Below are 23,746 nucleotides of genomic sequence, written 5' to 3'. Positions count from 1 at the left end.
GTGCTGCCGCGGCTACCCCGGGAACCGGATCCCGGTGGCCGCGTGGCAGCGGTAGCCGTGCGGGTTCTTCGCCAGGTACTGCTGGTGATAGTCCTCGGCGTAGTAGAAGTGCCCGTCACCGGCTTGGGCGAGCGGCGCGATCTCGGTGGTGATGGCCCCGAGCCCGGCAGCGGTCAGCGCGGTCTGGAATGTCGCCGCGGAGACGCGGGCGGTCTCGGCGTCCGCATCGGACGTGGTGAAGATCGCCGACCGGTACTGGGTGCCGACATCGTTGCCCTGCCGCATCTCCTGCGTCGGGTCGTGGGACTCCCAGAAGAGGGTGAGGATGCCGTCGAGATCGATCACCGACGGGTCGAACACGACGAGCGTCGACTCGGTGTGGCCGGTGCGCGCGGTGCAGGTCTCCTCGTAGGTGGGGTTGGGCGTGTACCCGCCGGCGTAGCCGACAGCGGTGGTCCACACACCGGGCACCTGCCAGAAGATCTCCTCGACGCCCCAGAAACACCCGCCGGCGAGTACCACCGCCGACAACCCGTCGCCGAAGGTGCCGATGCCGGTGCCCTGCTCGGCGTCGGCCCCGCGCATGGGGTGATGGGTGATGATGTTCTCGGCTGCGAGCGGTACGGGGGTGGCCCGTCCGGGCAGTGCGGCCTCGGCGGCGACGAGCTCCTGCTTACCGAGTCGGGACGAAATCAACTGGTCAAGCCACGACATGCGACGAGTCTACGCGTGTCCGGCGACCACCGGTTTTGAGAACGCCCGCGGGCGTGACTATGATGGCGCCACAGATGTGATGCCGATCACTGTCCATCGGGGGGCACACCACGGTTCGGCATCAGGAGCGATTCGAGGACGGCGATGGTCTCTCCCGCACTACCCCACCTGCGTTCGACCGGTCACACCCGCCCCGCCACGCCACGGTATGACGTCCGCGCGTCGTGCATCTGGATCGGAGTGAGCATCGCCGCACTCCTTGTCCTTCTGCTCGCCCTGATCCTCATCTGAGCCCACGCCCCCGTCAGACCGGATCCCGCGCAGCCTGATCTCATCCGCCGGACGGCCTGCTGCAACGTACGTGAATTCCTCACGACGCCACTACTTTTCGATGACGACACACCACCACGACGGTCCACGAGACCTCAACCACACTTGAGGTTTATTGTGGTGGGTTTGTTGCAATGACCCATCGGCTACGGAAAGCTGGAAGGCATCCGCGAGGCGGCGTCCACCGAGGCGGTCACCGCGCGTCGATAGTGAGAAGCAGTACCCGAAAAGAGGTATGCGCCCAGAGGGTTTGAGCGCAGAGAGGATTACCGTGGCTGAATACACCTTGCCGGATCTCCCCTACGACTACGCGGCTCTGGAGCCGCACATCTCCGGCAGGATCATGGAGCTCCACCACGACAAGCACCACGCGACCTACGTGAAGGGTGCCAACGACACCCTCGCGAAGCTCGCCGAGGCGCGCGAGGACGGCACCATCGCGGGCAAGGTCTACGGCCTGTCGGCGACCCTGTCCTTCCACCTCGGTGGCCACACCAACCACTCGATCTTCTGGCAGAACCTGTCGCCCAACGGTGGCGACAAGCCGGAGGGTGAGCTGGCCGCCGCCATCGACGACCAGTTCGGTGGCTTCGACAAGTTCCAGGCCCACTTCACCGCCGCCGCCACCACCCTGCAGGGTTCGGGCTGGGCGATCCTGGGCTACGACACCATCGGCGGCAAGCTGGTGATCCTGCAGCTGACCGACCAGAGCGGCAACATCCCGGCCGCGATCATCCCGGTCGTCCTGCTCGACATGTGGGAGCACGCCTTCTACCTGGATTACCAGAATGTCAAGCCGGACTACGTCAAGGCCTGGTGGAACGTGGTCAACTGGGCCGACGCCGCAGAGCGTTTCGCCCGTGCGACCGCTCAGGGCAAGGGTTTGATCGTCCCCGCCTGATCGATCATCACCGCCGACGGGCGGCCGTCCCTCGTGGACGGCCGCCCGTTGTCGTGTGAGGCCCCCGTTGCCGTGTCGTGTCAGCCCCGTGTCGGCTGGGGCCCCGTGTGCTCCCAACGGCACCACTCCCACGGCCTGTCCTCGATCAGAGGCCACCAAATCTGGGGAACCACAACAACTTTCCCTCACATGGACGACGTCTCTCGCCTGTGAATCACCCGGTTGGCCGATACTCCGGTGCGTACTCGTACGGTTGGCGTCACGATGCTCATCTCCACGACCTGAAGGAGCATCGGTGACCTCACGCAGCAGTCGCGCGTTCTCGGCGGCCGCGCTGTCGGCCGCCGCCCTGACCACGTCCCGGACAAGATCGACGTGCTCTGGCAGGGCAAGGAGATCCACACGACCGGCTACGTCGGTGACGACATCAATCAGGGCACGGGAGGCGTGCGTGTGGACGTCCCGCGCGGCGGTGACGGCTTCGTCGACGTCGTGGTGCACGGTGGCCAGGACACCAACTGGTCGTACACCGTCAGATACCCCGCCTGATCGACCCCTGATCTTCGATCATCGCGGCATTCCGCGGTGGCGCGTCACAGCAGGATGGTCCCCGTGATCGCGGCGGCGCAGGCCAGCGCGATGACCACCAGCACCAGGTAGTCGGCCTTGTGGGGTCGTGCGGTGTAGGCGGTCAGCCGACCCGTGCCGCCGCGTGCGGTGATCGCCTCGGCCATCTCCTCGGTACGACGCAGCGCCGACGACATGGCCGCGACCAGCATGTCGATCACACCCATCTCCGCGGACGGGTGATCCGATCCGGCTGGTGCGGTCGGGCGCAGCCGGTGCGCGGCCCGCAGCAGCCGCAGCTCCTCGATCAGCAGCGGAAGCCCACGCAGGCACAGGGCGATCGCCACCGCCCACTCGTCGACCGGCAGCCGCAGCCACCGCAGCGGACGCATCAGGGTCGCGATCGCCGGGGCCACCTCGGCCAGCGGCGTCGTCCAGATCACCAGGATCGACGTCCCCACCACCACCAGGCCGAGCGCGGTGGCCCGCAGGAACACGATCACCGCCGCCATCGAGACGATGATGTTGACCACGGCGCCGAGCGCGATCAGACCCCAGAACCACCAGGGCGGACGGGGCAGTGCACCCAGGGGGATACCGGCGAGCAGGGCGGTGACGATCAGCACCGCGGCCACCATGCCCAGGGCGGGCCAGCTCGGCAGCACCCAGGTCATCACGCCGAGCACCAGGACGACGATCAGTTTGGTCCCGGCCCACAGTCGGTGGATCACCGAGTCGCCGGGTACCTGCCGCAACGGCACGGTTCGCATCGTCATTCGACCGTCTCCTCCCCGCGGATCAGCGGCACCTCGTCGATCGCATCGAGCACCCCGTGGTCGAGGTGCACCCGCCGGTCGCACACCCGGCCCAGCGAGGAGAAGTCGTGCGAGATGATCACGATGGTCATCCCACCGGCCCGCAGACCCGCGAGCACCCCGATGACCTCGTCGCGCGCCCCGGGGTCGAGGCCGGCGAGCGGTTCGTCGAGCACCAGTATCTCGGGTCGGCGGGCGAGCAGCCCGGCCAACACCACCCGGCGCATCTGTCCGCCGGACAGTGAATCGGTGCGGGCTGCGGCCATCTCGCGGGGCAGCCCCACCGATTCGAGGACCCGGGCCACCTCGCTGGTGCCGACCTTCTCACCTCCGGTGGCCATGATCTCGTCGCCGACGTTCTGCTTCTGGATCTGCAGGCGGGCGTGCTGGAAGGCCAGTCCCACGTCGCCGACCCGAGAGGTGACCGGATCGCCGTCGCCGACGACGTCGACCAGGCGGCACTCACCCTCGGTGGGCGCGATCAGTCCGGCCATGATCCAGGCGAGGGTGGTCTTGCCCGATCCGTTCCCGCCGACGATGAGCAGACCGTCACCACGGTTGACCTGCAGTGACACGTCGGTGAGGGCGCGCACCTCCCAGGGCGAGCCGGTCAGGTAGGTGTGCCCGACGCCGTCCAGGCGCAGCAGCGGTCGGCGCCCGTCGTGGGCGGCGGGCCCGGTGCCGACCGAATCGGCCTGGGCCTCGACGTCGCCGGCGGGCACCCAGGACGGGGGTTCGGCAGCCACCCGGCCGTCGACGAGGTGGATGATGCGGTCGGCGGCCGCGGCCTCCGACGCCCGGTGCGTGATCAGCACCAGCGCCATCCGGCGGCGCCGCGGCAGTTCGGTGAGCAAGGTCATGATCTCCTCGCGGCCCTGTGGGTCGACCATCGAGGTGACCTCGTCGGCGATCAGCAGTGCCGGGTCGCGGGCGAGGGCCGCGGCGATGGCCAGGCGTTGCTGCTGTCCGCCGGACAGATCCGAGGTCTCCCGCTCGCCGAGCCCGGCCAGGCCCACCTCGGTGAGCAGGGCGTCGACGTCGACGTCGGCGTCCGGAGGTAGCCCCCAGACGACGTCGTCGGCGACCCGGGACCCCAGCATCTGGGTCTCCGGGCGCTGCAACACCATCGCGGTGCCACCGGCCCGGCCCAGTCCGGCGGCGCCGGGACGGTGGATGGCACCGCCGGTCGGATGCCGCCCGGCCAGCAGTTTGGCCAGCGTCGACTTGCCCGACCCGTTCACGCCGACCACCGCCACGAACTCGCCGGGCTCGATGGTCATGTCCACGCCGCGAAGGATCGTGCGACCGCCGCGATGGTAGGCGAACTCGACGCCCTCCAGGCTCATCGGCAGTGGCGCGATCCGCATGTCGGTGTCGGCGTCGCCGGAGTCGATGGTGTCCTCACTCGGGACGTCGGCGAGCCGCTCGATCACGGCGCCGAGAATCCACCAGGCCACCACGATCGTGATGAAGGTGCCCACCGCGCCGGACACCAGAATCCATGCCCACCAGTAGGAGACGATGTTGTCACCCAATCCGCGCAGGAACTCGGCGGCACCGCCCATCCCGGGGACCTTCTCGATCCAGCGGGCCATCCCCTTGAGGGTGTTGTCCATCGCGGCCAGGACCAACTCGCGCAGCGGCTTGAGGATCAGCAGGAGCAGGACGCTCACACCGGCGACGACCGGTGCGGTGACCAGGGCGACCGGCAGCATCGTCGCGGCGCCACGGCCCCGACGTTTGATCTCACCGATGATGCCGCCGAGCACGGCCGACCCGAACACCGACATCGCCGCACCCGTGCCCGCCATCGCAAAGGCCACCGACGTGGTGGCGACGGTGGCCGCGACCATTGCACGTGGCCGGGTGCGGGCGCCGATCAGCGCCAGCGGCACCGGTGCCAGGACCCGCACGGCCCCGGCGAGCGGGATCACCGAGGCGATCACCACGGCGGCCACGGCCAGGCCACCGAAGATCGCGATCGAGGCGATCTCCACGGGCCGCAGGGGGCCACGCACGGTCTGGGTCACTTTTCGCACTCGTCCAGTGTGCCTGTCGGCGGCGGCGCGCCGTGCGCCCCGTCGGTCCCGCGGCCGATCCCGTGTAAAAGAACAGTCACATGATGGTGATTCGAGTTGTCGGGGTCACCACTACGGGGGGATTCTTGCTGAACCGGGTATCCACGGATTCCGGTTCTCGTCGCCCAGCAGGGAGGAGGACATCATGCAGTCGTCGATCCCCATCGGGCTCACCCCCGTCCATCAGGAGGGTGAGCTCAACGGAATCCTGATCTCTGGCCGGTGGCCCGAGTCGACCCTGGAGTGGACACAGACACTCGTCGCGTCGGTCCGGATCGCGTGCCGGCCGGGTTTTCTGCCGACCACCACGATCTTCGGGGTGGTCGAGGAGCGTCCCGACGACGCCGACACCGACGCGGTCGGGATGATGGTCGCCGTCGGCAACGTCGTCGACGACTCGTTCCTCGAGGCCGGACGGTTCCTGACCAATCCACCGGCCTTGGTGATGCTGCACCCGCCGAGCCGCACGCGGCCCTCCCTTCCGGAGTGCTCACATGTCGCGTCGGGCTGCGTGTTGCTGCCCGGGCTGCCCGAGCTCGGGCTCGAGCACCGCGCCGGATGGGCCGAGGCAGAGGCCGACGGCACGGTGGTGACCCTGCGGAACCAGGTGGGCATCGACCCCAACGCCGACCCCGATACCGCGGTGCTCGCGATGCTCCTCGCGGCGTGACCGGCGCCGACGCCGCACAGCCGGACCCGATCGGTTTTTCAGGGTTCCCTAACTCTCGATTTTGATGCCCCTACCTGCAGAAATGCGGGTGGGGCGTGGTGTTGCACCCCTTGGTGAGGGCTGTCTAACCTGGCCGATATGACCGCTGCCCTCCTGTTGAGTTTCGGCGTGATCTTCGTCGCCGAGCTCGGCGACAAGTCGCAGCTGATGGCCATGACCTACGCGCTTCGCTACCGGTGGTGGGTGGTGTTGGCTGCCATCACCGTGGCCACCACCGCCGTTCACGCCGTGTCGGTGTTCTTCGGGCATTTCCTGGGCCTGTCCATCCCGACCGATCTGATCTCGATCGTCGCCGGCCTGGCGATGCTGGTCTTCGGGCTGTGGACCCTACGCGGTGACGACCTGGACGACTCCGAGCAGACCAAGGCCGACCGGGTCGGCAAGTCCGTCTTCTTCGCGGTGATGTCGTCGTTCTTCCTCGCCGAACTCGGCGACAAGACGATGCTCGCGACCATCACCCTGTCCACCGACAACAACTGGCTCGGCGTCTGGATCGGGTCCACCATCGGCATGGTCGCCGCCGACGCGCTGGCGATCGCCCTCGGCGTACTCCTCGGCAAGCATCTGCCCGAGCGCGCGATCGCCTACGGCGCCGCGGTCCTGTTCTTCGTCTTCGCCGGGCTCCTGCTGGCCGAGGGCCTCTCCGAGGCGAGCACCCCGGTCATCGTCGCGACCGTCTCCGCGGTGGTCGTGCTGGTCGGGGTGGGCGCCGCCTACATCCGCCGGGTCCATCAGCAGCGTGCCCACAGACGGCCCGACCAGTCCCGAGAGGTCGTCGGACACAGCGGCGACGGCCACGCCTGACCTCGCGGGGTGGGCACCCGCCCCGCGCGTGGACGACCGGCGAATCCGGGGGTTGCCGTTTTCGCCCGGAACCCCGGTGTCTACGGTGATCGAGAACCCGAACGATCGCTCGGCAATCTGCCGGCGACCTTCTGAAAGGATTCTCGATGGACGTCTCCGGCTCCTCCGTACTCGTCACCGGTGCCGCCTCCGGCCTGGGCGCGGCCACCGCCGCCCGCTTCGCCGCCGCCGGAGCCCAGGTCTTCGGCCTCGACCTGCAGGCCTCGATCGACAAGGCCGCACCGGTCGGCGGGGTGACCCTGATCGCCGCCGACGTCACCAGCGAGGACGACGTCCAGGCCGCCATCGACACCATCGCAGCCTCCGGCGCGCCGCTGCGCGTCGCGGTGAACTGCGCGGGCGTCGGCTGGGCCGCCCGCATCCTCGGCAAGGAGGGGCCGCACTCGCTGGATCTGTTCCGCAAACTGATCGACATCAACCTGGTGGGCACCTTCAACGTGATGCGGCTGGCCGCCAACCGCATGAAGGACGAGGATCCGATCGACGGTGACGGACAGCGCGGCGTGATCATCAACACCGCGTCGGTGGCCGCATTCGAGGGCCAGATCGGTCAGATCGCCTACGCCGCGTCCAAGGGCGGCGTACACGCGATGACCATCTCCGCGGCGCGCGACCTGGCCCGCATCGGTGTCCGCGTGTGCACCATCGCGCCGGGTACCATCAGCACCCCGATGCTGGCCGGGGTCACCCCCGAGTTCCAGAAGACCCTGGCCGAGGCCATCCCGTTCCCGCAGCGTCTGGGTGAGCCCACCGAGTACGCGCAACTGGCCGAGTTCATCGCCACCCACAACTACCTCAACGGCGAGACCATCCGGATGGACGGCGCGATCCGTATGGCGCCGCGCTGACCGCAGCCCACAGCGGACCCGCAGCACCTGGATCAGGCCGGGGTCGAGCACACCCACGTCGATGGGCGTGCCTCGGCCCCGGCCTGATCCGTGTCGATCGGCCGACGTCGGGTCAGTCCTCGTCGGACATCTGCTCCTCATCCGACGTCCGTTCCTCGTCATCGCACTGCTCGTCATCCCACTGCTCGTCTTCCCGCTGCTCGTCATCCCCCTGGGCGGCGGCGAGGACCCTCGACAGGGCAAGCAGCGGGGCGGCGTCGCCGTCGAGTCCCCCGCCTGACTCGGGTAGCACAGGCCACACCGCGCCGGGACTCGCCCCCTCGCGTGTGCGCAGGGCGACGGCCATCTGCAGCATCCAGATCTGCTGTTCGGGATCGGTGGTGGTGAATTCGGCGGGGAGCAGCGGGCTCAGCTGTGACAGCGCGTCCCGGATCTCCACCACCCGTCGGTGCAACAGTGCCGTCGGCGAGAGGGTGCCGTCGATCGGCAGCACCACCTCGGGCACCGCATCGGTGACCAGGGTCCACAGCGGCAGGATCGCCTGCGCATCCCGGCGGCGCCGGCGGCTGCGGGAGAGACCCTGCCACTTGGCCTGCAGCATCGGATAGCTGATCCCGACCAGGAACAGCACCAGCCCGGTGACCGCGAACACCCGGCTGGCGGTGAGTATCCACGGCAGGTCGACGAGCCCGAGCGCACCGGTGAGCACGTACACGACCTGGACGATCGATCCTGCCGCGAGCAGCCCGAGGCCCGCCACGAGCACCGACAACGACGTGCGCAGGTAGCCGTCGGCCAGCCGCAGGTACTTGCTCACGCTGCGGACGCACGCGCCGAGCCCATAGGCGAGGTAACCGCTCGCGATCAGGTAGAACAGGGCGAATCCCCAGTTCTTGAGCGTCCACTCGCTGATCGATGCGGTGCGCATGTCGGTCGGGATGAAGGACAGGCTGATCTGCAGCCCCACCAATGCGGCGACCAGCGGCACCGCCTCCACCCCGGCACGACGTTCCCGCGTGACCCGACCGCCCGGCAGGAAGAACACGATCACCAGACCGGCGACGCCGACGGCGAGAAGCACATAGAGCAGCAGCCGGGACAATCCGACGAACCCGATGTCGTCGAGGGTCTCCGAGGCCGAGTGGTTGGACACGGCGAAGGCGAGGGTGAGGGCCGCGATGGAGGTGGTCATGGCGAAGGCCTGCAGCCCGCCGCCGTTGCGCCGGACCTGATCGATACGCCAGCACAGGGCCCCGACGAAGGCGGCGAGGGCCACCACGTTGACCACCAGTGGGCCGGTCGACCACGAGACGGCCATCGTCGGCTGCACCATCACAGCCACCCCCGGTGGCCTCCCAGCAATCGCTGCAGGTCACGGACCCCCGGGTCGTCGGCGGTGTGGCCGACAGCGTCGCCGGCCTCGGCCGCCCAGGTCAGGATCATCGAGGCGAGGGTCTCGGCCTCGCGTTCCCGTTCGTCGGAATAGCAGGTCCGCTGCAGGGTCGCGTCGGTGGTCTCGGCGGTCAGCGCCGCCACCATGGACACCTCACCGAGCATCTGGTGGCCGGCGATCAGGTGGGCGAACTCGTGGATGATGATCTGGTCACGATGCCAGCGGGTGGTGTTCGCCTGGTGGAAGAAGTAGTCGGCGTCCTCGGCGGCCAGCCACACCCCGTTGGGGACGCCGGAGGGCAACGGGTGGGCGATCACCCGGATCGGGCGACCGCGCCGCGCGCCGTACCGCTCACAGAGCTGTTCTGCGTCCAGCGGCAGATCCAGATCCAGATCCGACAATGCCTCGCGGCACAGCGCCCGCAGTTCCCGACCCGTGCGCATCATCGCAAAACCCGCTCTCGTCGTCGACGGAGCAGATCGGGCCGACGACTCTCACGGCCGCCGGACCCGTGGATGTCAGTCCTGGATCTCCTTGCCGCCGACAACACGCAGCCGCTGATCCGAATCCTGCTCCTCGGTCAATCCAGCAGCCACGATATCCGGCGGGTCCTTGGGCAGCCCCTGCTGCTCGCGGAGGACCTTGATGAGCTCGTTGACGACGGTCACCGAATCACTGGACAGACCGGCCAGCCGGAAGGCTGCGAGCTGCACGTTCGTGTCGGCCTGCAGGCGCATCATGTCGATCTCGTCACGGGTGCGCTGCGCCGCCCGGTCTTCGAGGAAATAGTGCACGTCGACACCGAATGCCGCCGCGATTCCCTCGACGGTCCGGAAGGACGGCGACTTGGCCTTGCCCGATCGCAGCTGGCTCAGGTACGACTCGCCGAGCCGGAATCCACGTTCGGTGGACCGGGCGGCGATGGCCTTGGCGCTGTACGCGCGGCCGTTGGGGCCCGGAACGGTGCGGAACAGTTCTTCGAGCCGGCGCGCGAACAGTCCAGGATCCGTGTCGACCGGCTTCTGGAGGTCGTCGTTCGTCTGACCCGCGGACTTGCTGTCCCCTCGTGGCGTCATACCTTCTCCGAAACCTGAAAGTTGCATTTGCAATCATTAAAGACCGTGGACGGCCGACACCGCAACGATGACTATCATCAAATATTGTCTGATGTTGCGATCTCCGCCCCGTCGGACCTCTTCTGCCAGCACGGCGCTGACGAGTGTGTCGTTGGTCACAATCAACCCCGATCGCACCCGCGGTGGATGACATCAGTTCGACCACGCGGTGAACATATGACGAACACGAGTCGGTGCCGCCACGTCACCGACCCCGACCGGAGAGTACGCATGGGTTCACGTCACCGTGTGCCGACCGCCCAGCGGCGACGGCTGCCGATCGCCTTCGCCCTCGGCGCCCTGGCCGTCCTGCTGGTCGGTGCCGGGTTCGGTCTCGCCCTCGCCGCGCCCGGCGACACATCCCGTCACGGTCACCACCACGGTGGTCATGGCGGGAACCACGGCGGCGGGACCAACGGTCCCGGTGGGAGCAGCACCGGCGGGAACACCAGCGGCGCGACCGGCCAGACGAGCAGCATTCCCGTCGACGACGACCCGACCTCGGGTTCGTCCTCGGTCGGCAGTTCGCCGTCATCCGGCAGTTCGTCCTCGGTCGTCAGTTCGCCGTCATCCGGCAGTTCGTCCTCGGTCGGCAGTTCGCCGTCATCCGGCAGTTCGTCCTCGGCCGGCAGTTCGCCGTCATCCGGCAGTTCGTCCTCGGTCGGCAGTTCGTCCTCGTCGGGCAGTTCGCCATCTGGTTCGGAGACCACCGGCTCGGAGACCACCACGAGCATCGTGACGACGACCACCACCCACCACACCTCGAACGACGCGATCGTTCCGGCCCTGCCGTCCGGTGGGCAGGGCCCCACTGCGCCGGCTCCGGCCGGACCGGTGAACGCACCCGAACCCCCGGGGCTGGTCCCGGTGGCCCCGGCCGCTCCGGCGGCACCCGGCGCTCCGGCCGCGCCCGGCGGTGCGGCGTCCGCGGGTGCGGGTTCCGGAGGCGGTTCAGAGGGGACGGGAGCCGGCAGCCCCAACACCGGACCGGGTTCCGTCGACACCCCTGACCACCAGCAGTCGAGCGTGAACCCCGACACCGCGGTGGCGGCGGCCGCACCGGATACCCCACCGGAAGCCGCACCGCAGACGGTCGCCCCCGTGCTCGCCGGCGTGCGCGGATTCCTCGTCGACACCGCGCCGGGAGGCCTGCTACTGCTGGGCGCGCTCGCCCTTGTCGGCAGCGGCCCGTTCCTCGACGCGCTGCGCACCACCCGCTTCTGAGTCGGCCACACCCGAATCGACGGTTTCGGAGCCGTCCGGTCCGCGGAACGCCAGGAGTTCACCGGCCGTCGGCAGTGTCCTGACGTCGGCCGAGTCCATCCATTCGCGGAGCACCTTGGTGGCCTGGACATCGTCCTCGTTGTACTCGAGCAGCCGGTCCCGCTGGGTGAGGTCGAGGACGGCGTCGCCGATCCCGACCGCAGCCCGATACCAGTCCATCGAGGCCGCACCCCCGGCCTCGGCATCGCGCCAGGTGAACCCGGCGACCGGGGCGATCTTCTTGAGCCCCTTGCCCTGTGGGCAGATGAAGTTGGTGCCGACGGCTTCATAGATGTCGACCCATTCCGCCGAACCGATGAACGCCTCCACCTCCGTGCGGCGGGGGATGCCGGGTTCACCGGAGAACCGGTCGGCCGACCCCAGCAACCACCGATTCTCGGCCTGCTGGGAATAGCAGTAGGCGGCGAACGTCTTGCCGGCGTCGTGCGCCCGACGACGTTCGGCCATCAACCACGCCCAGAAGTCGGCGAACGACCGCGCCTCGTCGCGGGTCGGCAGTGGTTCCCAGGTCGCGAACGCGCGGTACACCACCGGCCGGTCGGTGTCGACGTTGTCGGTGAGCAGGGTTCCCCAGAGATAGGCGCCGTCCTCGCCGAACGACTCCATGTCGACGTCCACCTCGACATCGGCGCGCGCGACCTGCGGGTTCTCCCGCCTGCGGATGAGCGGGGTGTCGGTGAGCCAGGCGATCGCGTTGACGATCGCGTCGTCGAACGCCACGCTGCCGGGCCAGTTCGCCGGTGCGGGACCGCGGTGGCGGGCGAGCTGATCGATCGTGGTGAGGCCGATCTCGGCAAGCGCATCGGCCTGGTCACCGGCGGCCACGAGGCTGATGTCGCGGCGTTCGGCCAGTTCCGGTCCGCACCGGCCCCACCACGCGCAGCTGCGGCACTCACCGACTCGCCGAGGTGTGGTCACGAGCTGACCTGCGGCGATGGCCTGGCGCCGCTCGAACACCGTGCGGTATTCGTCGAGCAGCGGTTGCATGCGGTGCACGACGATGCAATCGGCGTCGAGGCCGATCACCCCGGCACGCAACTGCTCCTCGTCGTCGGCGACGGACAGGCCGGTGTCGATCAGCATCTGCGTCAGCTGCGCCAGCCGGAGCTGATCCCGCCGGTGGTTGCGGCCCACGCGGTATGGGTCGGGGGTGGGCACCCACCCCCACAGTGGGCTGGTCCGGAAGGGGGTGGGTGCACCGGCGAGGTCGCGGCGGGTCTTGGCCGGATAACTCACCCGGTGGTTGACGACGATGACCGGCAGATATCCGCCGTCCACGCGGACCAACAGTTCGGAGTGACCGCGCCGGCCGGCGACGCGATCGGTCGGCAGGGTGGCGTTCCAGATCCACTCGGCACCGTCGGCGCAGGCTGCAAGGGTCGCCTCCGCACGCTGCGGCGTCGGGCCTTGGCCGATCACCACGAAGGCGCCCGGCTGATCGGTGTGCATGGATGCGAGCAGGTCACGAACACGATCGCGGTGACGGCCCGCGGCCTCGGTACGGCGTGCGGCCTCAGGGGTCTGTGGCCGGTCGCGGACCAGGTCCGGATGCGCGACGTCGAGCGCGAGGCGGTGTTCACATCCGGCGAGATCCCGCGGATGCAGCATCGGCACCGCCACACTTTCCTCGTTTCCCCGCCCGTCGGGCGTGTCGATCATCCAACTCCGGTTCGGCCGGGCGTCGCCGACCTCCAGTGCCGAGCCTATGTAATGCTTGACCGTGCGGTGTCTGCTTCACGCCCGCGCGTCGGTCCGGCGCGTCGTGGTATGGGCGGCCACCATCCGGCGTTTTCGCAGCGAAAGGTTGCCCTGATGGGTTTGTTCTCGTCCGACGGTAAGACCCGCGCCCAGCGCAAGGCCGAACGCAAGGCGCTGAAGGCGAAGGCCAAGTACGAGGCGAAGTTCGAGTCCAAGGACCGCCGGAAGGCCGCAAAGGCCGAGCGCAAGGCCGAGCACCGCTTCCGGGAACAGGAACTCGAACTCGATCGCAAGAACGCCCGCAAACTCGCCAAGGTCGAACGCAAGAACGCCAAGGCCCAGGTCAAGGTCGCGCAGGCGGAGGCCAAGACGGTGGCCGCCGAGGCCAAGGCCGCCGTCGACGCCAAGCCGTTCAGCCCCGCGAGCGTGCGCCGCTACCTGACCGTCGCCCGGATGGTCGCCCCCATCGTCGCGCCGATCGCCTACCGCGCCGCGGTGGCCGGCCGCGGCCGGATCGCCGGCCTGCAGGCTGAGCGGGCCGGTGTCGCCCCGGGACTGCTGAGTCAGTACTCCGGCCACGGCGCACCGCTGGCCGCACGCATCGCCACCACCCGCGACTCGCTGCAGAAGGTCGCCACCCAGGATTCGTCGGCCGACTCGCAGGCTTTCGTCACCGCGATGACCAAACGCCTGGACAACCTCGCGATCGCCGTCGACGCCGCGGAGCCGATGTCGGCGGCTCAGCGCCGCACCGCGCACCGGGCGATCACCGACGAACTCGGTGCGATCGACGCCGACATCCTGGCCCGACTGGGTGTCCGAGCCTGACCCCAGGGCATTCACACCGGGACCGAATCGGACACCGGCCACTAGGATGGAGTGGCCGACCGCAGCAGACGCAAGGGAGCGATCAAGCCATGAGTGAACCGGAGCCGACCACCCCTGCGCCACCCACGGATTCCACACCCGCCGGCCGGTCACCGGCGAAGAAGGCTCCCGAGAACGAGGCCCCGGAGAAGTCGGTGGTGGAGAAGGCAGCAGCGGCGAAGAAGGCAGCAGCGGCGAAGAAGGCACCAGCCAAGAAGGCACCGGTCAAGAAGGCCCCGGCAAAGAAGGTCCCGACGAAGGCTGCCGCCAAGAAGACGCCGGCCAAGAAGGCCCCCGCCAAGAAGACGACGACCGCGAAGAAGACCGCGAACAAGGCACCGGCCAGGAAGACCACCGCCAAGAGCGCCCCGCCGAAGTCGGTTCCGCCGGCCGGGGTTCCCGCCGAGGACGTCCTCGAGCCCACCCTCCCCCTCGACGTGCCGTCGGGTCCCACCCCCGGTCCGGAACCGACCGCAGCCGAAGGTGTTGCAGCCGAAGGTGTCACACCAGAGGCAGTCACATCCGGGTCTGCCGTGCCCGCGCAGTCGGCGCCGGAATCAGAATCGGTTCCAGCAGAACAGGGTGCGGCAGAACCGGTTTCGGGTACCGAGGCGGAGGCCCCCGCCGAACCCCGACCGGAGGTCGAACCACAGCCGATCGTGGACGTGGTGGCCGAATCCGACGCGCAACGGGCCAGTTTCGCCCAGCTGCGCGCGGGCGCACCGACCGAGTTGCCCTACCCGCGGCCCGTCCCCGCGATCATCGGGGGAATCGTCGCCGCACTCCTGGCGGTGTTCGTCATCCTTCGTCGTCGTCGCTGACCGAGGCCACCCGCGACAGGATCGCGTCGGCGACCGCCTCCGGGCGGCGCTGCGGGATCCAGTGGTCGACGCCCTCGAGCACACGGAACTCGTAGGGCGCGTCGACCATCGCGGCACAGCCGCGGGCACCGGCGCGGGACAGGAAGACGTCACGGTCGGCCCAGACGTAGGTCGTCGGGACCGTGACCTTGCGGTTGAACAACGACCGATCGCCCAGACGCATGGCGCGGTACCAGTTGAGGCCACCGGTCAGCGCACCGTATTCGACGATGTCGGTGCGCAGTGTCTCGGTGAAGCCGGGCGACCCGATCTGCGGCCCCCGCCCTGATGCGCCCGTGCTGATCAGCCACTCGGGCAGCCGCGGGATCTGGAACAGCCCCATGTACCACGACCGGAGCAGTTGCCCGCGCGGCATCGCGCGCAGGTAGGCCCCCGGGTGCGGGACGGCGAAGGTGGTCAGCGTGGCCACCCGATCGGGGTGGTCTGCGGCAACGGCCCACGCCACGCCCGCACCCCAGTCGTGACCGGCGAGGTGGATCCGCGGGGCGTCGAGCGCGTCGGCGAGCGCGATGACGTCGGCGACCAACTCCGACATCCGGTAGTCACGCACAGGGTCCGGCCGGGCACGCGGCGAGTACCCGCGCTGGTCGGGGGCGACGGTACGTAGTCCCGCCTGGTTGAGGACGGGCGTCACCGATTCCCAGCACGACGCCCGCTCCGGGAATCCGTGCAGCAGCACCACCGGGATGGCCGAATCGGCAGGCCCCGAGTCGATGACATCGAAAATATATCCGCCCCTGCTGAATTCAGTGATCATGTAAAGGACCTCGCCCCTCCGCTCGTCCACGTCACCGGCTGTCGGAGTCCATCCGCGACGACGGGTGGTCGCCACGGACGTACGACGCCGGTGATGTCCCGACGATACGCGTGAACGCACGGATCAGGTGGGACTGGTCGCTGAAACCCAGTCGCAGAGCGGTATCCGCCCAGTCCACCTCCCCACCGCGGTTGGCGACCGCGGCGACGTCGAGCACCCGGAATCGCTGGATGACCCATTTGGGGCCGATCCCGACGTAGTCGCCGAACTGACGCTGCAACGTCCGCAGACTCACGCCGGAGATCTCGGCGAGCTGTTCGGCACGGGTGATCGTCGCATCGCGTTCGGCCATGTCGACGAGCCCGGCGATATCACCGATCACCGGGTCCGCGGTGGGACCGAGCCCGATCAACCACTCCGCCGCCCGGTTCACGAGCTCGGGGTCGTCGGCCATCGGGTCGAGCAGGGCCGCGGCGATCGGCCGGTCGTCGACGCCGAGAATCTCCTGCAGTGGCCGGACCGATCTGCTCAGCGCACTCACCGGACCGTCGACGAATCCGCGAAAACCACCGGCACGAAAGGCTATTCCGACGGTGTGCCCGTCACCGATCAGGGTACGGGCAAAGCTGTTGTCGCCCACGCCGTGTACCGACAGCCGGCCGCCCTCGGCGGCCACATGGATCACCGGTTGCGGGATCACCTGCTGCACATGGGGTTCGCGAACCGACCACCGGACGATCCAGATGTAGTCCACCCAGTACGCGAGCGCTTCAGATGGCGCGTACCGCCCCACCCGCAGCGGAAGGCTCGTACCGCCCCCGATGATCGCGCCCTGTCCCCGCCCCTCGGGGGCGTCTGCTGCCACGGGATCCAGTGTCGGGGGCGCTGTCGCGTTTGTCCAAGAAACGCCGCCCACCGCGCGCGACGATGGGTCCATGGACACCACATCACAACCCCGAACACACACCGCCACAGCCACTTTCCAGGTCACCTCCTGGACCGAGAACCCGGTCTACACCCGCGACGACCGCACCGTGGAGATCAGCGGGATGCAGTACCCGGCACATGGCTTCACCCGCGCCGACGTCACCTACACCTATTCCGGTGACCTCAGCGGCCAGGGCACCCTGGCCTACCTGATCGCCTACATCGAGGGCGCCGCGGCTCCGACCACCGGCTTCGAGGTCTTCGAGGGGTCCATCGACGGCCACGAGGGAACCCTGGTGTTCCGCCACGACGGCACCCACGACGCCGTCGGTGTCCACGAGCGGCTGACCATCGTCGAGGGCCTCGGCACCGGCGGACTCGCTCGGATGCGCGGCCACGCCGACATCGAGATCGCCGGACACGACGACGACGGCTACCCGATCACCGTGGAGTACACGATCGAGTAGCCGTCGTCGGGCTCAGGAGCGTCGTCGGATCAGATCAGTTTGTAGACGGTCTGTCCTCCGACGGTGGTGGCGGTGAAGTTCGCCGACACCCACTGCGAGATCTCCGAGTTGCCTCCGGGTCCGCCGCCCTGGCCGCCACCGATGTAGTAGGCGATCTGGCCGTCGGCGACCATCTGCTTGAACTCGTCGAGGGTCGGGGCGGGGTCGCCGCTCCAGCCGCCGATGGCCATCACGGCCTTGCCGGTGGCGATCTCGATCCCGGCCGCCGACTGCGATCCGTTGGTCGCGGCGGCCCATTTGGTGTCGGACGCCTGCAACAGCGCCACCAGCTCGGTGTTCGACGAGGTGTCCCCGCCGGGGCCACCCATCCCGCCACCGCGCTGGGACTGCGACTGCTGGGTCCCGCTCTGCGAGGTCGTGCCTGACTGCGCCTGACCGTTCTGGGTCGTACCGGACTGCGCCTGACCGTTCTGGGTCGTACCGGACTGCGCCTGACCGTTCTGGGTCGTACCGCTCGGGGTCGTACCGTTCTGGGTCTGACCGTTCTGGGACGGGCGGGTGCCTCCGCCCGGGCCGCCCATTCCACCGCCGGCCATGCTGGTCTGCACCGCGGTCGGGATCGATCCGCCGTGGGCGGTGGCGGCCGTGGCGATCGAGAAGGCCGCGGTTCCGCCGAAGCCGGCGAGTGCACCGGCGATCAGAGAGCCGACCAGCATCTTCTTCAGCCCGAGCAGGCTGCCCGCGATCACGCCGACGATCGCCAGGATCGCCACCGCACCGATCAGCCAGCGGCACCAGACGGGGCCCCAGTCGTTGCGGTCGAGCAGCACGATGGACCACCAGCCGGCCAGTCCGATCATCGCACCCAGCGCGATCCGGCCGTCCCAGTCGGCGCGACGCCGCCAGGCGAACACGCCGCCCATGCCGACGAGCGCACCGATCGCCGGGGCCAGCGCCACCGTGTAGTACGGGTGGATGGTGCCGCTCATGTAGCTGAAGATCATGCCGGTGACCAGGAGCCAGCCGCCGAAGGCGACGATCGCCGCGGATTCGGACCGGTTGACGCCGTTGCGGTAGCTGAAGACGGGGAAACTGCGGATCATCAGGTACACACCGAAGGCGACGACCAGCAGCGCCACGGGCAGCAGCCAGGAGATCTCGTTGCCCATCTCGGAGCCGAACAGGCGGTTGAGGCCGGTCGATCCGCCGAACGAGCCGCCGGCCTGTCCACCACCGGGACCACCGCCGCCGGGTCCCTCGCCGCCGCTGATCCGGCCGATGCCGTTGTAGCCCAACACCAGGTCCATGAACGAGTTGTCGGTGGAGCCACCGATGTAGGGTCGCGAGCTCGCCGGGACCAGCATGGTCACCACCACGAACCAGCCTGCCGACACGATCATCGCGACGGCCGCGCCGAGCAACTGCAGGACGCGACGCACCCAGCCGTTGTTCGCGAAGACCAGGTAGGCCAGCGCGAACGCGGGCAGCACCAGCAGACCCTGCAGCATCTTTGTCAGGAAGGCGAAGCCGAGGGCCACGCCGACCAGCGCGAGCCAGCGGCCGGAGTTGGTGCCGACCGCACGCACCAGACAGTAGCCGGCGGCCACCATCAGCAGCACCAGCAGCGCATCGGGGTTGTTGAACCGGAACATCAGCGCGGCGGCCGGGGTGAAGGCGAGCACCGCTCCGGCGATCAGGCCCGCGGCTGTCCCCTGCCGCGGGTCGGCGAACACGCGGCGCATGGTGGCGTACAGCAGGGCCACCGACAGCACGCCCATGATCGCCTGTGGCGCGAGCGCGGCCCACGAGTTCATCCCGAACAGGCGCACGGAGAGCCCGGTGACCCACAGCGAGGCGGGCGGCTTGTCGACGGTGATGAAGTTCGACGGGTCGAGCGCACCGAAGAACCACGCCTTCCAGCTCTCCGAGCCGGCCCACGCGGCCGCCGCGTAGAAGGTGTTGGCATAGCCACTCGCCGACAGGTTCCAGAGGTAGAGGACGGCGGTCGACGTGAGCAGCCCGACCAGTCCGAACCTCCCCCAGGGCAACGATCGGCCGGTCCGACGACGGTCGGGTGGTGCGGTGTGGTCGGATGGCGGCGAGGTGCTCGCCCGGTCCAGTAGTGCGGTCATTCTTTCCTCCTGAGCGGATGGCTTTGGTGTCCACCGTGCGCTGTCGCTCTCCGGCACCGCTGGTAGCACGCTGGGAGAAGCCTGTGAGCGCCGAATCGGCGTAGCGTCGATCAGGGAGACCACCGAAACTGTGTGTCCTACACCACGAGATTGGATTTTGCGGCGTTCGAGGCGAATTCTGGATACTGCAGGAAATCCCGAACCACGAGGACAGTATGGCCACCTCATTCAGCCGGCAGCGGACCGCGCCGTATCGGCCCTGGTCGTCCAATCCCCTGATGCGCCACGGCGACCGCACCATCGCCTGGATCATGCTCGCGATGCTGGTGATCGTCCTGGCCGCAGTTCCCCTGTGTACGTGGGCCGGGATGAGTACCTACCGAATGGTGACCGAGCGGGCCGAGACCGCCGTCCCGACGACCGCGACGGTGGTCAGCGTCGCCGCGACCGACCCCACGTCCGCCGAGTCCGCCGCGTCTGTGGTGTGGCGCCGGGGAGAGACCGAATACACCGGTATGACCCAGGTTTCGCGCTCAACCCTGAAAGGTACGCAGGTACCGGTCTGGACGACGGCGGACGGTACCCGGTTGACCGACCACGCCGGCCCGTTCGAGCGGGTCTTCTGCGGTGTCTGGGTCGGTGCGACCGCCTGGATCGCCGCGGCAGCCGCAGCCCTCGGCATCGCGGTGCTGCTGCGTCGGCGCATCACCCGCCGGCTCGCCGACGACTGGGACCGCGAGTGGCGTCAGGCCGGAATCGCCCCGCACGGGTGGGCGTCGCACTAGCCCACACCATGGATGATCCGCTCCTCAGCGGCTTGACCAGCGTCAGCGAGCACCACCCCATCGATGGTCGAGCCGGGACCGAGCCCCCAGGGCGAGGACCCGACCCCAACGATGGTCGAGCCGAGACCGAGCCCCCAGGGCGAGGACCCGACCCCAACGATGGTCGAGCCGGGACCGAGCATCGCGAGGACCCGACCCCAACGATGGTCGAGCCGGGACCGAGCATCGCGAGGACCCGAGTCGAGACCCAGTGACCCGACCATGTCCACACCCACCTCGGAGCGGCTCAACCACCGAACACACACGCCTCGTCGCTCCGCTCCTCAGCGGCTCAACCAGCGTCAGCGAGCACCACCCCATCGATGGTCGAGCCGGGACCGAGCATCGCGAGGACCCGAGTCGAGACCCGGCGACCCGACCATGTCCACACCCACCTCGGAGCGGCTCAACCACCCGACGCCGGCCAACAGAGGTTTCGACACGCCTCGTCGCTCCGCTCCTCAGCGGCTCAACCAGCAAAAACCGACCCGACCCCAACGATGGTCGAGCCGGGACCGAGCATCGCGAGGACCCGAGTCGAGACCCAGCAACCCGACCATGTCCACACCCACCTCGGAGCGGCTCAACCACCGAACACACACGCCTCGTCGCCCCGCTCCCCAGCGGCTCAACCAGCGTCAACGAGCACCACCCCAACGATGGTCGAGCCGGGACCGAGCATCGCGAGGACCCGTGTCGAGACCCAGTGACCCGACGATGTCCGCAACGCGCTCTACCCCCGCCCGACCACCGGCACGAAGGCGTCGGCGGCGCGGCCGTCCAGCGTCGGGGAGATCTCGTTGATGAAGGCGAGTACCTGTTCCCTCTCGCCCGGCGGGTACGGCGTCGGAACATAGTCGTTGTAGGCTTCGGTGCGTGACACTCGAGTCGGGATGACCTTGAAGTCGACGCCGCGGACCTGCGCTCCGGACATCCGGAACCGGGTCTGCAGGACGAACGTCCGCTTGTCGGCGGGGTTGCTGTTGCCGCCGAACGAGAAGTTGCCGAACGAGTAGGCGATGAGTCTGCCGCGATAGATCTCCATCGCCTGGATCACGTGCGGGTGTGTGCCGACGACGAGGTCGGCCCCGGAATCGATGGCGAGGTGGGCCAGCTCGGTCTGCACCGCGTACGGCTGATGTTCGGACTCGATTCCCCAGTGCATGAAGGGGATCACCACGTCGGCGCCGTCGGCGCGCAGGGCCTTGATGTCGGAGACCAGCGTGCCTCGCATATCGGCGTCGTCGGTCCATGCCTGATAGCCGATGAATCCGAACGTCACACCCTTCACGGTCGCGAGGTGGCGGTAGTCGTAGTCCGATCCCTCACCGGCATAGCCGGATCCGAAGTACGGGACCCCGGCACCGCGGAGTGCGGTGAGCGTGTCGTCGAACCCGGTCTGCCCGTAGTCGAAGGTGTGGTTGTTGGAGACGGTCACCACGTCGATCCCGCCGGCGGGCAGGGTGGCGGCCAGTGCCGGGCTGCCGTGGAAGTGGTAGACCTCTCCCTCGCCCTTGTACCGTTTGGTGAGCCGGTCGGTCAGGGCCACTTCGAAGTTGGCGACGGTGAGGTCGTCGGCGTCGAAGTAGCGTCGGACGTTCTGGAAGAAGAAGTCCGGGCGCCGACCGTTCTGCGCCCACACCGTCGGCAGGCTCGTCGCGGACGAGAAGTTGTCGTCGGTGCCGAGGATGTTGTCGCCGGTGAAGCTGAGCACGAGGTCCTGATCGACCGGCGGAGCCGGGACCTGTTCCGAGACGGCCACGATCTCGGCGGCGACCCCGCCGGTCGGTACCGCCGACGCCGCGACGAGTGCACCGGTCAGCGCGACCAGTGCGACACCACCGAGTACCGACCGCCGCGACATGCGGGCACCACGGCCCGACAACCAACCGAACACCCCTGACATCCAACCGGATCCAGGGGGTTGGGGCCTGTCATGCGATCAGGGGAATCCCCGCATCCACGACGGTGACCCGGGTCACCGTCGTGGATGCCGCGCTACCGGCCGGGCAGGTACTTCAGCGCCCGCATGGCCAGCGGGGTGACCGCGCGGTACACGCCCTGCGGGATGCCGGGCGCCCGGTCGATGCCGAGGAACCGCTGCTCGGCGATGGTCTGCGACTCGGTGTACTTCAGCAGCCCCTCCTCGCCGTGCCGGCGGCCGACACCGGAGATGCCCATGCCGCCCATCGGGGCCGCGGTGGACGCCCAGGCGGCCGCGTAGCCCTCGTCGATGTTGACGGTGCCCGCCCGCAGCTGCTCGGCGATCTTCTGGGCCTGGGCGCTGCTGCCCGCCCACACGCTGGCATTGAGACCATAGGGGGTGTCGTTGGCGAGGGCGATCGCCTCGTCCACGGTGTCCACCGGGTACACCGACACCACCGGACCGAAGGTCTCGTCGCCGTAGCAGGTCATCTCCTCGGTGACGCCGGTGAGCACGGTCGGTTCGTAGAAGAACGGGCCGAGGTCGGCGCGGCGCTTGCCGCCGGCGAGCACGATGGCACCCTTGGCGACGGCGTCGGCGACATGCGCCTCTGCGGTCTCGACCTGCGCGGCCGACGCCAATGACCCCATGTCTGCCGAGAAGTCGTATGTCGCATCGAGTTTCATGTTGCGCACATACTCGGCGAACTTCGCGGTGAACTCGTCGGCGATCGACTTCTCGACGTAGAGCCGTTCGATCGAGATGCACAGCTGCCCGGAGTTCGAGTAGCACGCCCGCGCCGCACCCTCGACCGCCTTGTGGATGTCGGCACCGGCGGTGACGATCATCGGGTTCTTGCCGCCGAGTTCGGCGGAGAACCCGATGAGGCGCCGGCCGGCCTGCTCGGCCAGGAGCGCACCGGTCGCCGACGACCCGGTGAACATCACGTAGTCGGTGGTGGCCACGATGGCCTGGCCGACGACGCCACCCGGTCCGGGAACCACCGCGAACAGTTCGCGCGGCAGTCCGGCCTCATACAGCAGTTCGGCGAGGGCCAGCGCGCAGTACGGGGTCTGGCTGTCGGGTTTGATCACCACACCGTTGCCCGCGACGAGTGCGGCCACCGCGTCGGAGACCGCGAGCGTCAGCGGGTAGTTCCACGGGCTGATCACACCGATCACACCCTTGGGTTGGTGCCGCACGCGCACGCTGGTGGCACCGGGGATGACGCCCTTGACCTTGCGGTCGGCGAGCAGCTTGGGCCCGACGGTGGCGTAGTGCCGTGCGGTCAGCGCGACGTCGAGCACCTCTTCCTGCGCATATGCCCGCGCCTTGCCGGTCTCGGCCTGCGCGATGTCCATCAGTGCGCCGGCGTTGCGGTGCACCAGTTCGGAGAACCGGTTGATCACCGATGCACGATCGTCGGCGGTCCGTGCGGCCCACGTCCGCTGGGCGGTGCGTGCCCGCGCCACCGCGGTCTCGAGGTCCTCGGCGGTGCCGACCGGGATGGTCGCCATCTCCGCACCGCTGAACGCCTCCAGGACGGGTCGGGCGGGACGGTCGGCGTCGTCGATCGCCACCAGGGCACCGAGTCGGGTGAAGTAGTCGGCGGTGGGTCTGGGCATCGGAG

General features: G+C 68.9%; 25 protein-coding genes. 11 read left to right on the top strand and 14 right to left on the bottom strand.

Going from position 1 to position 23,746, the window contains the following annotated elements; genetic code table 11:
* Nucleotides 1-12 precede the first annotated feature (12 nt).
* Nucleotides 13-714, bottom strand: coding sequence for a peptide-methionine (S)-S-oxide reductase MsrA (gene msrA, locus ACWDUA_RS14515; protein ID WP_449751704.1), 702 nt, complete (start codon nt 712-714; stop codon nt 13-15).
* A gap of 144 nt (nt 715-858) precedes the next feature.
* Between msrA and ACWDUA_RS14510 the strand changes: the two genes are divergently transcribed.
* From ACWDUA_RS14510 to ACWDUA_RS14500, 3 genes are all read left to right on the top strand, one after another.
* Nucleotides 859-1,005: a hypothetical protein gene (locus ACWDUA_RS14510; RefSeq protein ID WP_449751703.1), complete on the top strand. Its 147-nt coding sequence runs from the start codon at nt 859-861 to the stop codon at nt 1,003-1,005.
* A 310-nt stretch (nt 1,006-1,315) separates the two neighbouring features.
* Nucleotides 1,316-1,945, top strand: a complete 630-nt coding sequence (locus ACWDUA_RS14505; RefSeq protein WP_449751702.1) for a superoxide dismutase — start codon at nt 1,316-1,318, stop codon at nt 1,943-1,945.
* 375 nt (nt 1,946-2,320) lie between these two features.
* A complete protein-coding gene (locus ACWDUA_RS14500; protein WP_449751701.1) occupies nt 2,321-2,494 on the top strand; it encodes a hypothetical protein in 174 nt (57 codons plus the stop codon).
* Between the two features lie 44 nt (nt 2,495-2,538).
* Here the strand turns inward: ACWDUA_RS14500 and ACWDUA_RS14495 are convergent, their stop codons facing one another.
* Both ACWDUA_RS14495 and ACWDUA_RS14490 read right to left on the bottom strand, forming a co-directional pair.
* Nucleotides 2,539-3,288 (bottom strand): energy-coupling factor transporter transmembrane component T family protein, encoded by a 750-nt coding sequence (locus ACWDUA_RS14495; protein ID WP_449751700.1) that lies wholly within the window; start codon nt 3,286-3,288, stop codon nt 2,539-2,541.
* Nucleotides 3,285-5,366, bottom strand: a complete 2,082-nt coding sequence (locus ACWDUA_RS14490) for an ABC transporter ATP-binding protein (RefSeq protein WP_449751699.1) — start codon at nt 5,364-5,366, stop codon at nt 3,285-3,287. The genes ACWDUA_RS14495 and ACWDUA_RS14490 overlap by 4 nt, the downstream gene beginning before the upstream one ends.
* A 184-nt stretch (nt 5,367-5,550) precedes the next feature.
* On the opposite strand from ACWDUA_RS14490, the gene ACWDUA_RS14485 reads away from it, so the two are divergent.
* From ACWDUA_RS14485 to ACWDUA_RS14475, 3 genes are all read left to right on the top strand, one after another.
* Nucleotides 5,551-6,075, top strand: a complete 525-nt coding sequence (locus tag ACWDUA_RS14485) for a peptidase (protein ID WP_449751698.1) — start codon at nt 5,551-5,553, stop codon at nt 6,073-6,075.
* A 138-nt stretch (nt 6,076-6,213) separates the two neighbouring features.
* Nucleotides 6,214-6,939: a TMEM165/GDT1 family protein gene (locus tag ACWDUA_RS14480; protein ID WP_449751697.1), complete on the top strand. Its 726-nt coding sequence runs from the start codon at nt 6,214-6,216 to the stop codon at nt 6,937-6,939.
* Nucleotides 6,940-7,085: 146 nt separating this feature from the next.
* Complete coding sequence (locus ACWDUA_RS14475; RefSeq protein WP_449751696.1) at nt 7,086-7,847, top strand: SDR family NAD(P)-dependent oxidoreductase; 762 nt, start codon at nt 7,086-7,088, stop codon at nt 7,845-7,847.
* Nucleotides 7,848-7,959: 112 nt separating this feature from the next.
* Here the strand turns inward: ACWDUA_RS14475 and ACWDUA_RS14470 are convergent, their stop codons facing one another.
* The 5 genes from ACWDUA_RS14470 to ACWDUA_RS14450 form a co-directional block, all read right to left on the bottom strand.
* A complete protein-coding gene (locus ACWDUA_RS14470; protein WP_449751695.1) occupies nt 7,960-9,180 on the bottom strand; it encodes an MAB_1171c family putative transporter in 1,221 nt (406 codons plus the stop codon).
* Complete coding sequence (locus ACWDUA_RS14465; protein ID WP_449751694.1) at nt 9,180-9,686, bottom strand: hypothetical protein; 507 nt, start codon at nt 9,684-9,686, stop codon at nt 9,180-9,182. Before ACWDUA_RS14465 ends, ACWDUA_RS14470 begins: the two co-directional genes overlap by 1 nt.
* A 72-nt stretch (nt 9,687-9,758) precedes the next feature.
* On the bottom strand, nt 9,759-10,316 hold the full coding sequence (locus ACWDUA_RS14460; RefSeq protein ID WP_449751693.1) for an XRE family transcriptional regulator: 558 nt from the start codon (nt 10,314-10,316) through the stop codon (nt 9,759-9,761).
* Between the two features lie 276 nt (nt 10,317-10,592).
* Complete coding sequence (locus tag ACWDUA_RS14455) at nt 10,593-10,745, bottom strand: hypothetical protein (protein WP_449751692.1); 153 nt, start codon at nt 10,743-10,745, stop codon at nt 10,593-10,595.
* Nucleotides 10,742-11,107: a hypothetical protein gene (locus ACWDUA_RS14450; RefSeq protein WP_449751691.1), complete on the bottom strand. Its 366-nt coding sequence runs from the start codon at nt 11,105-11,107 to the stop codon at nt 10,742-10,744. The genes ACWDUA_RS14455 and ACWDUA_RS14450 overlap by 4 nt, the downstream gene beginning before the upstream one ends.
* Here ACWDUA_RS14450 and ACWDUA_RS14445 point away from each other — a divergent pair.
* Nucleotides 11,091-11,579, top strand: coding sequence for a hypothetical protein (locus ACWDUA_RS14445; protein WP_449751690.1), 489 nt, complete (start codon nt 11,091-11,093; stop codon nt 11,577-11,579). The genes ACWDUA_RS14450 and ACWDUA_RS14445 overlap by 17 nt on opposite strands.
* Here ACWDUA_RS14445 and ACWDUA_RS14440 read toward each other — a convergent pair.
* Nucleotides 11,508-13,298 (bottom strand): TM0106 family RecB-like putative nuclease, encoded by a 1,791-nt coding sequence (locus ACWDUA_RS14440; RefSeq protein WP_449751689.1) that lies wholly within the window; start codon nt 13,296-13,298, stop codon nt 11,508-11,510. The genes ACWDUA_RS14445 and ACWDUA_RS14440 overlap by 72 nt on opposite strands.
* Before the next feature lie 153 nt (nt 13,299-13,451).
* Here ACWDUA_RS14440 and ACWDUA_RS14435 point away from each other — a divergent pair, with 153 nt between their 5' ends.
* Nucleotides 13,452-14,165 (top strand): DUF6474 family protein, encoded by a 714-nt coding sequence (locus ACWDUA_RS14435; protein ID WP_449751688.1) that lies wholly within the window; start codon nt 13,452-13,454, stop codon nt 14,163-14,165.
* Between the two features lie 89 nt (nt 14,166-14,254).
* The gene (locus ACWDUA_RS14430) at nt 14,255-15,025 is read left to right on the top strand and encodes a histone H1-like repetitive region-containing protein (RefSeq protein WP_449751687.1); all 771 of its coding nucleotides are present in this window, start codon (nt 14,255-14,257) and stop codon (nt 15,023-15,025) included.
* Here the strand turns inward: ACWDUA_RS14430 and ACWDUA_RS14425 are convergent.
* Both ACWDUA_RS14425 and ACWDUA_RS14420 read right to left on the bottom strand, forming a co-directional pair.
* Entirely contained in the window at nt 15,003-15,842 is an 840-nt protein-coding gene (locus tag ACWDUA_RS14425; protein ID WP_449751686.1) for an alpha/beta fold hydrolase, read from the bottom strand. The two genes, ACWDUA_RS14430 and ACWDUA_RS14425, sit on opposite strands and share 23 nt — an antisense overlap.
* A 31-nt stretch (nt 15,843-15,873) precedes the next feature.
* The gene (locus ACWDUA_RS14420; RefSeq protein WP_449751685.1) at nt 15,874-16,707 is read right to left on the bottom strand and encodes a helix-turn-helix domain-containing protein; all 834 of its coding nucleotides are present in this window, start codon (nt 16,705-16,707) and stop codon (nt 15,874-15,876) included.
* A gap of 70 nt (nt 16,708-16,777) precedes the next feature.
* On the opposite strand from ACWDUA_RS14420, the gene ACWDUA_RS14415 reads away from it, so the two are divergent.
* Nucleotides 16,778-17,236, top strand: a complete 459-nt coding sequence (locus tag ACWDUA_RS14415; protein ID WP_449751684.1) for a DUF3224 domain-containing protein — start codon at nt 16,778-16,780, stop codon at nt 17,234-17,236.
* A gap of 29 nt (nt 17,237-17,265) precedes the next feature.
* On the opposite strand, the gene ACWDUA_RS14410 is transcribed toward ACWDUA_RS14415, so the two are convergent.
* Nucleotides 17,266-19,368, bottom strand: a complete 2,103-nt coding sequence (locus tag ACWDUA_RS14410) for an ArnT family glycosyltransferase (RefSeq protein ID WP_449751683.1) — start codon at nt 19,366-19,368, stop codon at nt 17,266-17,268.
* 215 nt (nt 19,369-19,583) lie between these two features.
* Here ACWDUA_RS14410 and ACWDUA_RS14405 point away from each other — a divergent pair, with 215 nt between their 5' ends.
* A complete protein-coding gene (locus ACWDUA_RS14405; RefSeq protein WP_449751682.1) occupies nt 19,584-20,153 on the top strand; it encodes an Rv1733c family protein in 570 nt (189 codons plus the stop codon).
* Between the two features lie 772 nt (nt 20,154-20,925).
* Here the strand turns inward: ACWDUA_RS14405 and ACWDUA_RS14400 are convergent.
* Together ACWDUA_RS14400 and ACWDUA_RS14395 are read right to left on the bottom strand one after the other, a co-directional pair.
* Complete coding sequence (locus ACWDUA_RS14400; RefSeq protein ID WP_449751681.1) at nt 20,926-22,098, bottom strand: CapA family protein; 1,173 nt, start codon at nt 22,096-22,098, stop codon at nt 20,926-20,928.
* 92 nt (nt 22,099-22,190) lie between these two features.
* Nucleotides 22,191-23,741, bottom strand: a complete 1,551-nt coding sequence (locus ACWDUA_RS14395) for a succinic semialdehyde dehydrogenase (RefSeq protein ID WP_449751680.1) — start codon at nt 23,739-23,741, stop codon at nt 22,191-22,193.
* Nucleotides 23,742-23,746: the final 5 nt, after the last annotated feature.

This window comes from Gordonia sp. NPDC003376, assembly GCF_053589235.1.
The sequence above is the reverse complement of the archived record's forward strand: the minus strand, read 5'-3'. Positions and strand labels throughout refer to the sequence as shown.

Excerpts from the sequence above, each read along its gene's own strand:
- msrA (WP_449751704.1), bottom strand. The coding sequence starts at position 714 with ATGTCGTGGCTTGACCAGTTGATTTCGTCCCGACTCGGTAAGCAGGAG.
- ACWDUA_RS14510 (WP_449751703.1), top strand. The coding sequence starts at position 859 with ATGGTCTCTCCCGCACTACCCCACCTGCGTTCGACCGGTCACACCCGC.
- ACWDUA_RS14495 (WP_449751700.1), bottom strand. The coding sequence starts at position 3,288 with ATGACGATGCGAACCGTGCCGTTGCGGCAGGTACCCGGCGACTCGGTG.
- ACWDUA_RS14485 (WP_449751698.1), top strand. The coding sequence starts at position 5,551 with ATGCAGTCGTCGATCCCCATCGGGCTCACCCCCGTCCATCAGGAGGGT.
- ACWDUA_RS14480 (WP_449751697.1), top strand. The coding sequence starts at position 6,214 with ATGACCGCTGCCCTCCTGTTGAGTTTCGGCGTGATCTTCGTCGCCGAG.
- ACWDUA_RS14475 (WP_449751696.1), top strand. The coding sequence starts at position 7,086 with ATGGACGTCTCCGGCTCCTCCGTACTCGTCACCGGTGCCGCCTCCGGC.
- ACWDUA_RS14470 (WP_449751695.1), bottom strand. The coding sequence starts at position 9,180 with ATGGTGCAGCCGACGATGGCCGTCTCGTGGTCGACCGGCCCACTGGTG.
- ACWDUA_RS14465 (WP_449751694.1), bottom strand. The coding sequence starts at position 9,686 with ATGATGCGCACGGGTCGGGAACTGCGGGCGCTGTGCCGCGAGGCATTG.
- ACWDUA_RS14460 (WP_449751693.1), bottom strand. The coding sequence starts at position 10,316 with ATGACGCCACGAGGGGACAGCAAGTCCGCGGGTCAGACGAACGACGAC.
- ACWDUA_RS14455 (WP_449751692.1), bottom strand. The coding sequence starts at position 10,745 with ATGACCACCGTGGTGGTGACCGTGACGGGATGTGTCGCCGGGCGCGGC.
- ACWDUA_RS14440 (WP_449751689.1), bottom strand. The coding sequence starts at position 13,298 with ATGATCGACACGCCCGACGGGCGGGGAAACGAGGAAAGTGTGGCGGTG.
- ACWDUA_RS14435 (WP_449751688.1), top strand. The coding sequence starts at position 13,452 with ATGGGTTTGTTCTCGTCCGACGGTAAGACCCGCGCCCAGCGCAAGGCC.
- ACWDUA_RS14430 (WP_449751687.1), top strand. The coding sequence starts at position 14,255 with ATGAGTGAACCGGAGCCGACCACCCCTGCGCCACCCACGGATTCCACA.
- ACWDUA_RS14425 (WP_449751686.1), bottom strand. The coding sequence starts at position 15,842 with ATGATCACTGAATTCAGCAGGGGCGGATATATTTTCGATGTCATCGAC.
- ACWDUA_RS14415 (WP_449751684.1), top strand. The coding sequence starts at position 16,778 with ATGGACACCACATCACAACCCCGAACACACACCGCCACAGCCACTTTC.
- ACWDUA_RS14410 (WP_449751683.1), bottom strand. The coding sequence starts at position 19,368 with ATGACCGCACTACTGGACCGGGCGAGCACCTCGCCGCCATCCGACCAC.
- ACWDUA_RS14405 (WP_449751682.1), top strand. The coding sequence starts at position 19,584 with ATGGCCACCTCATTCAGCCGGCAGCGGACCGCGCCGTATCGGCCCTGG.
- ACWDUA_RS14400 (WP_449751681.1), bottom strand. The coding sequence starts at position 22,098 with ATGTCAGGGGTGTTCGGTTGGTTGTCGGGCCGTGGTGCCCGCATGTCG.
- ACWDUA_RS14395 (WP_449751680.1), bottom strand. The coding sequence starts at position 23,741 with ATGCCCAGACCCACCGCCGACTACTTCACCCGACTCGGTGCCCTGGTG.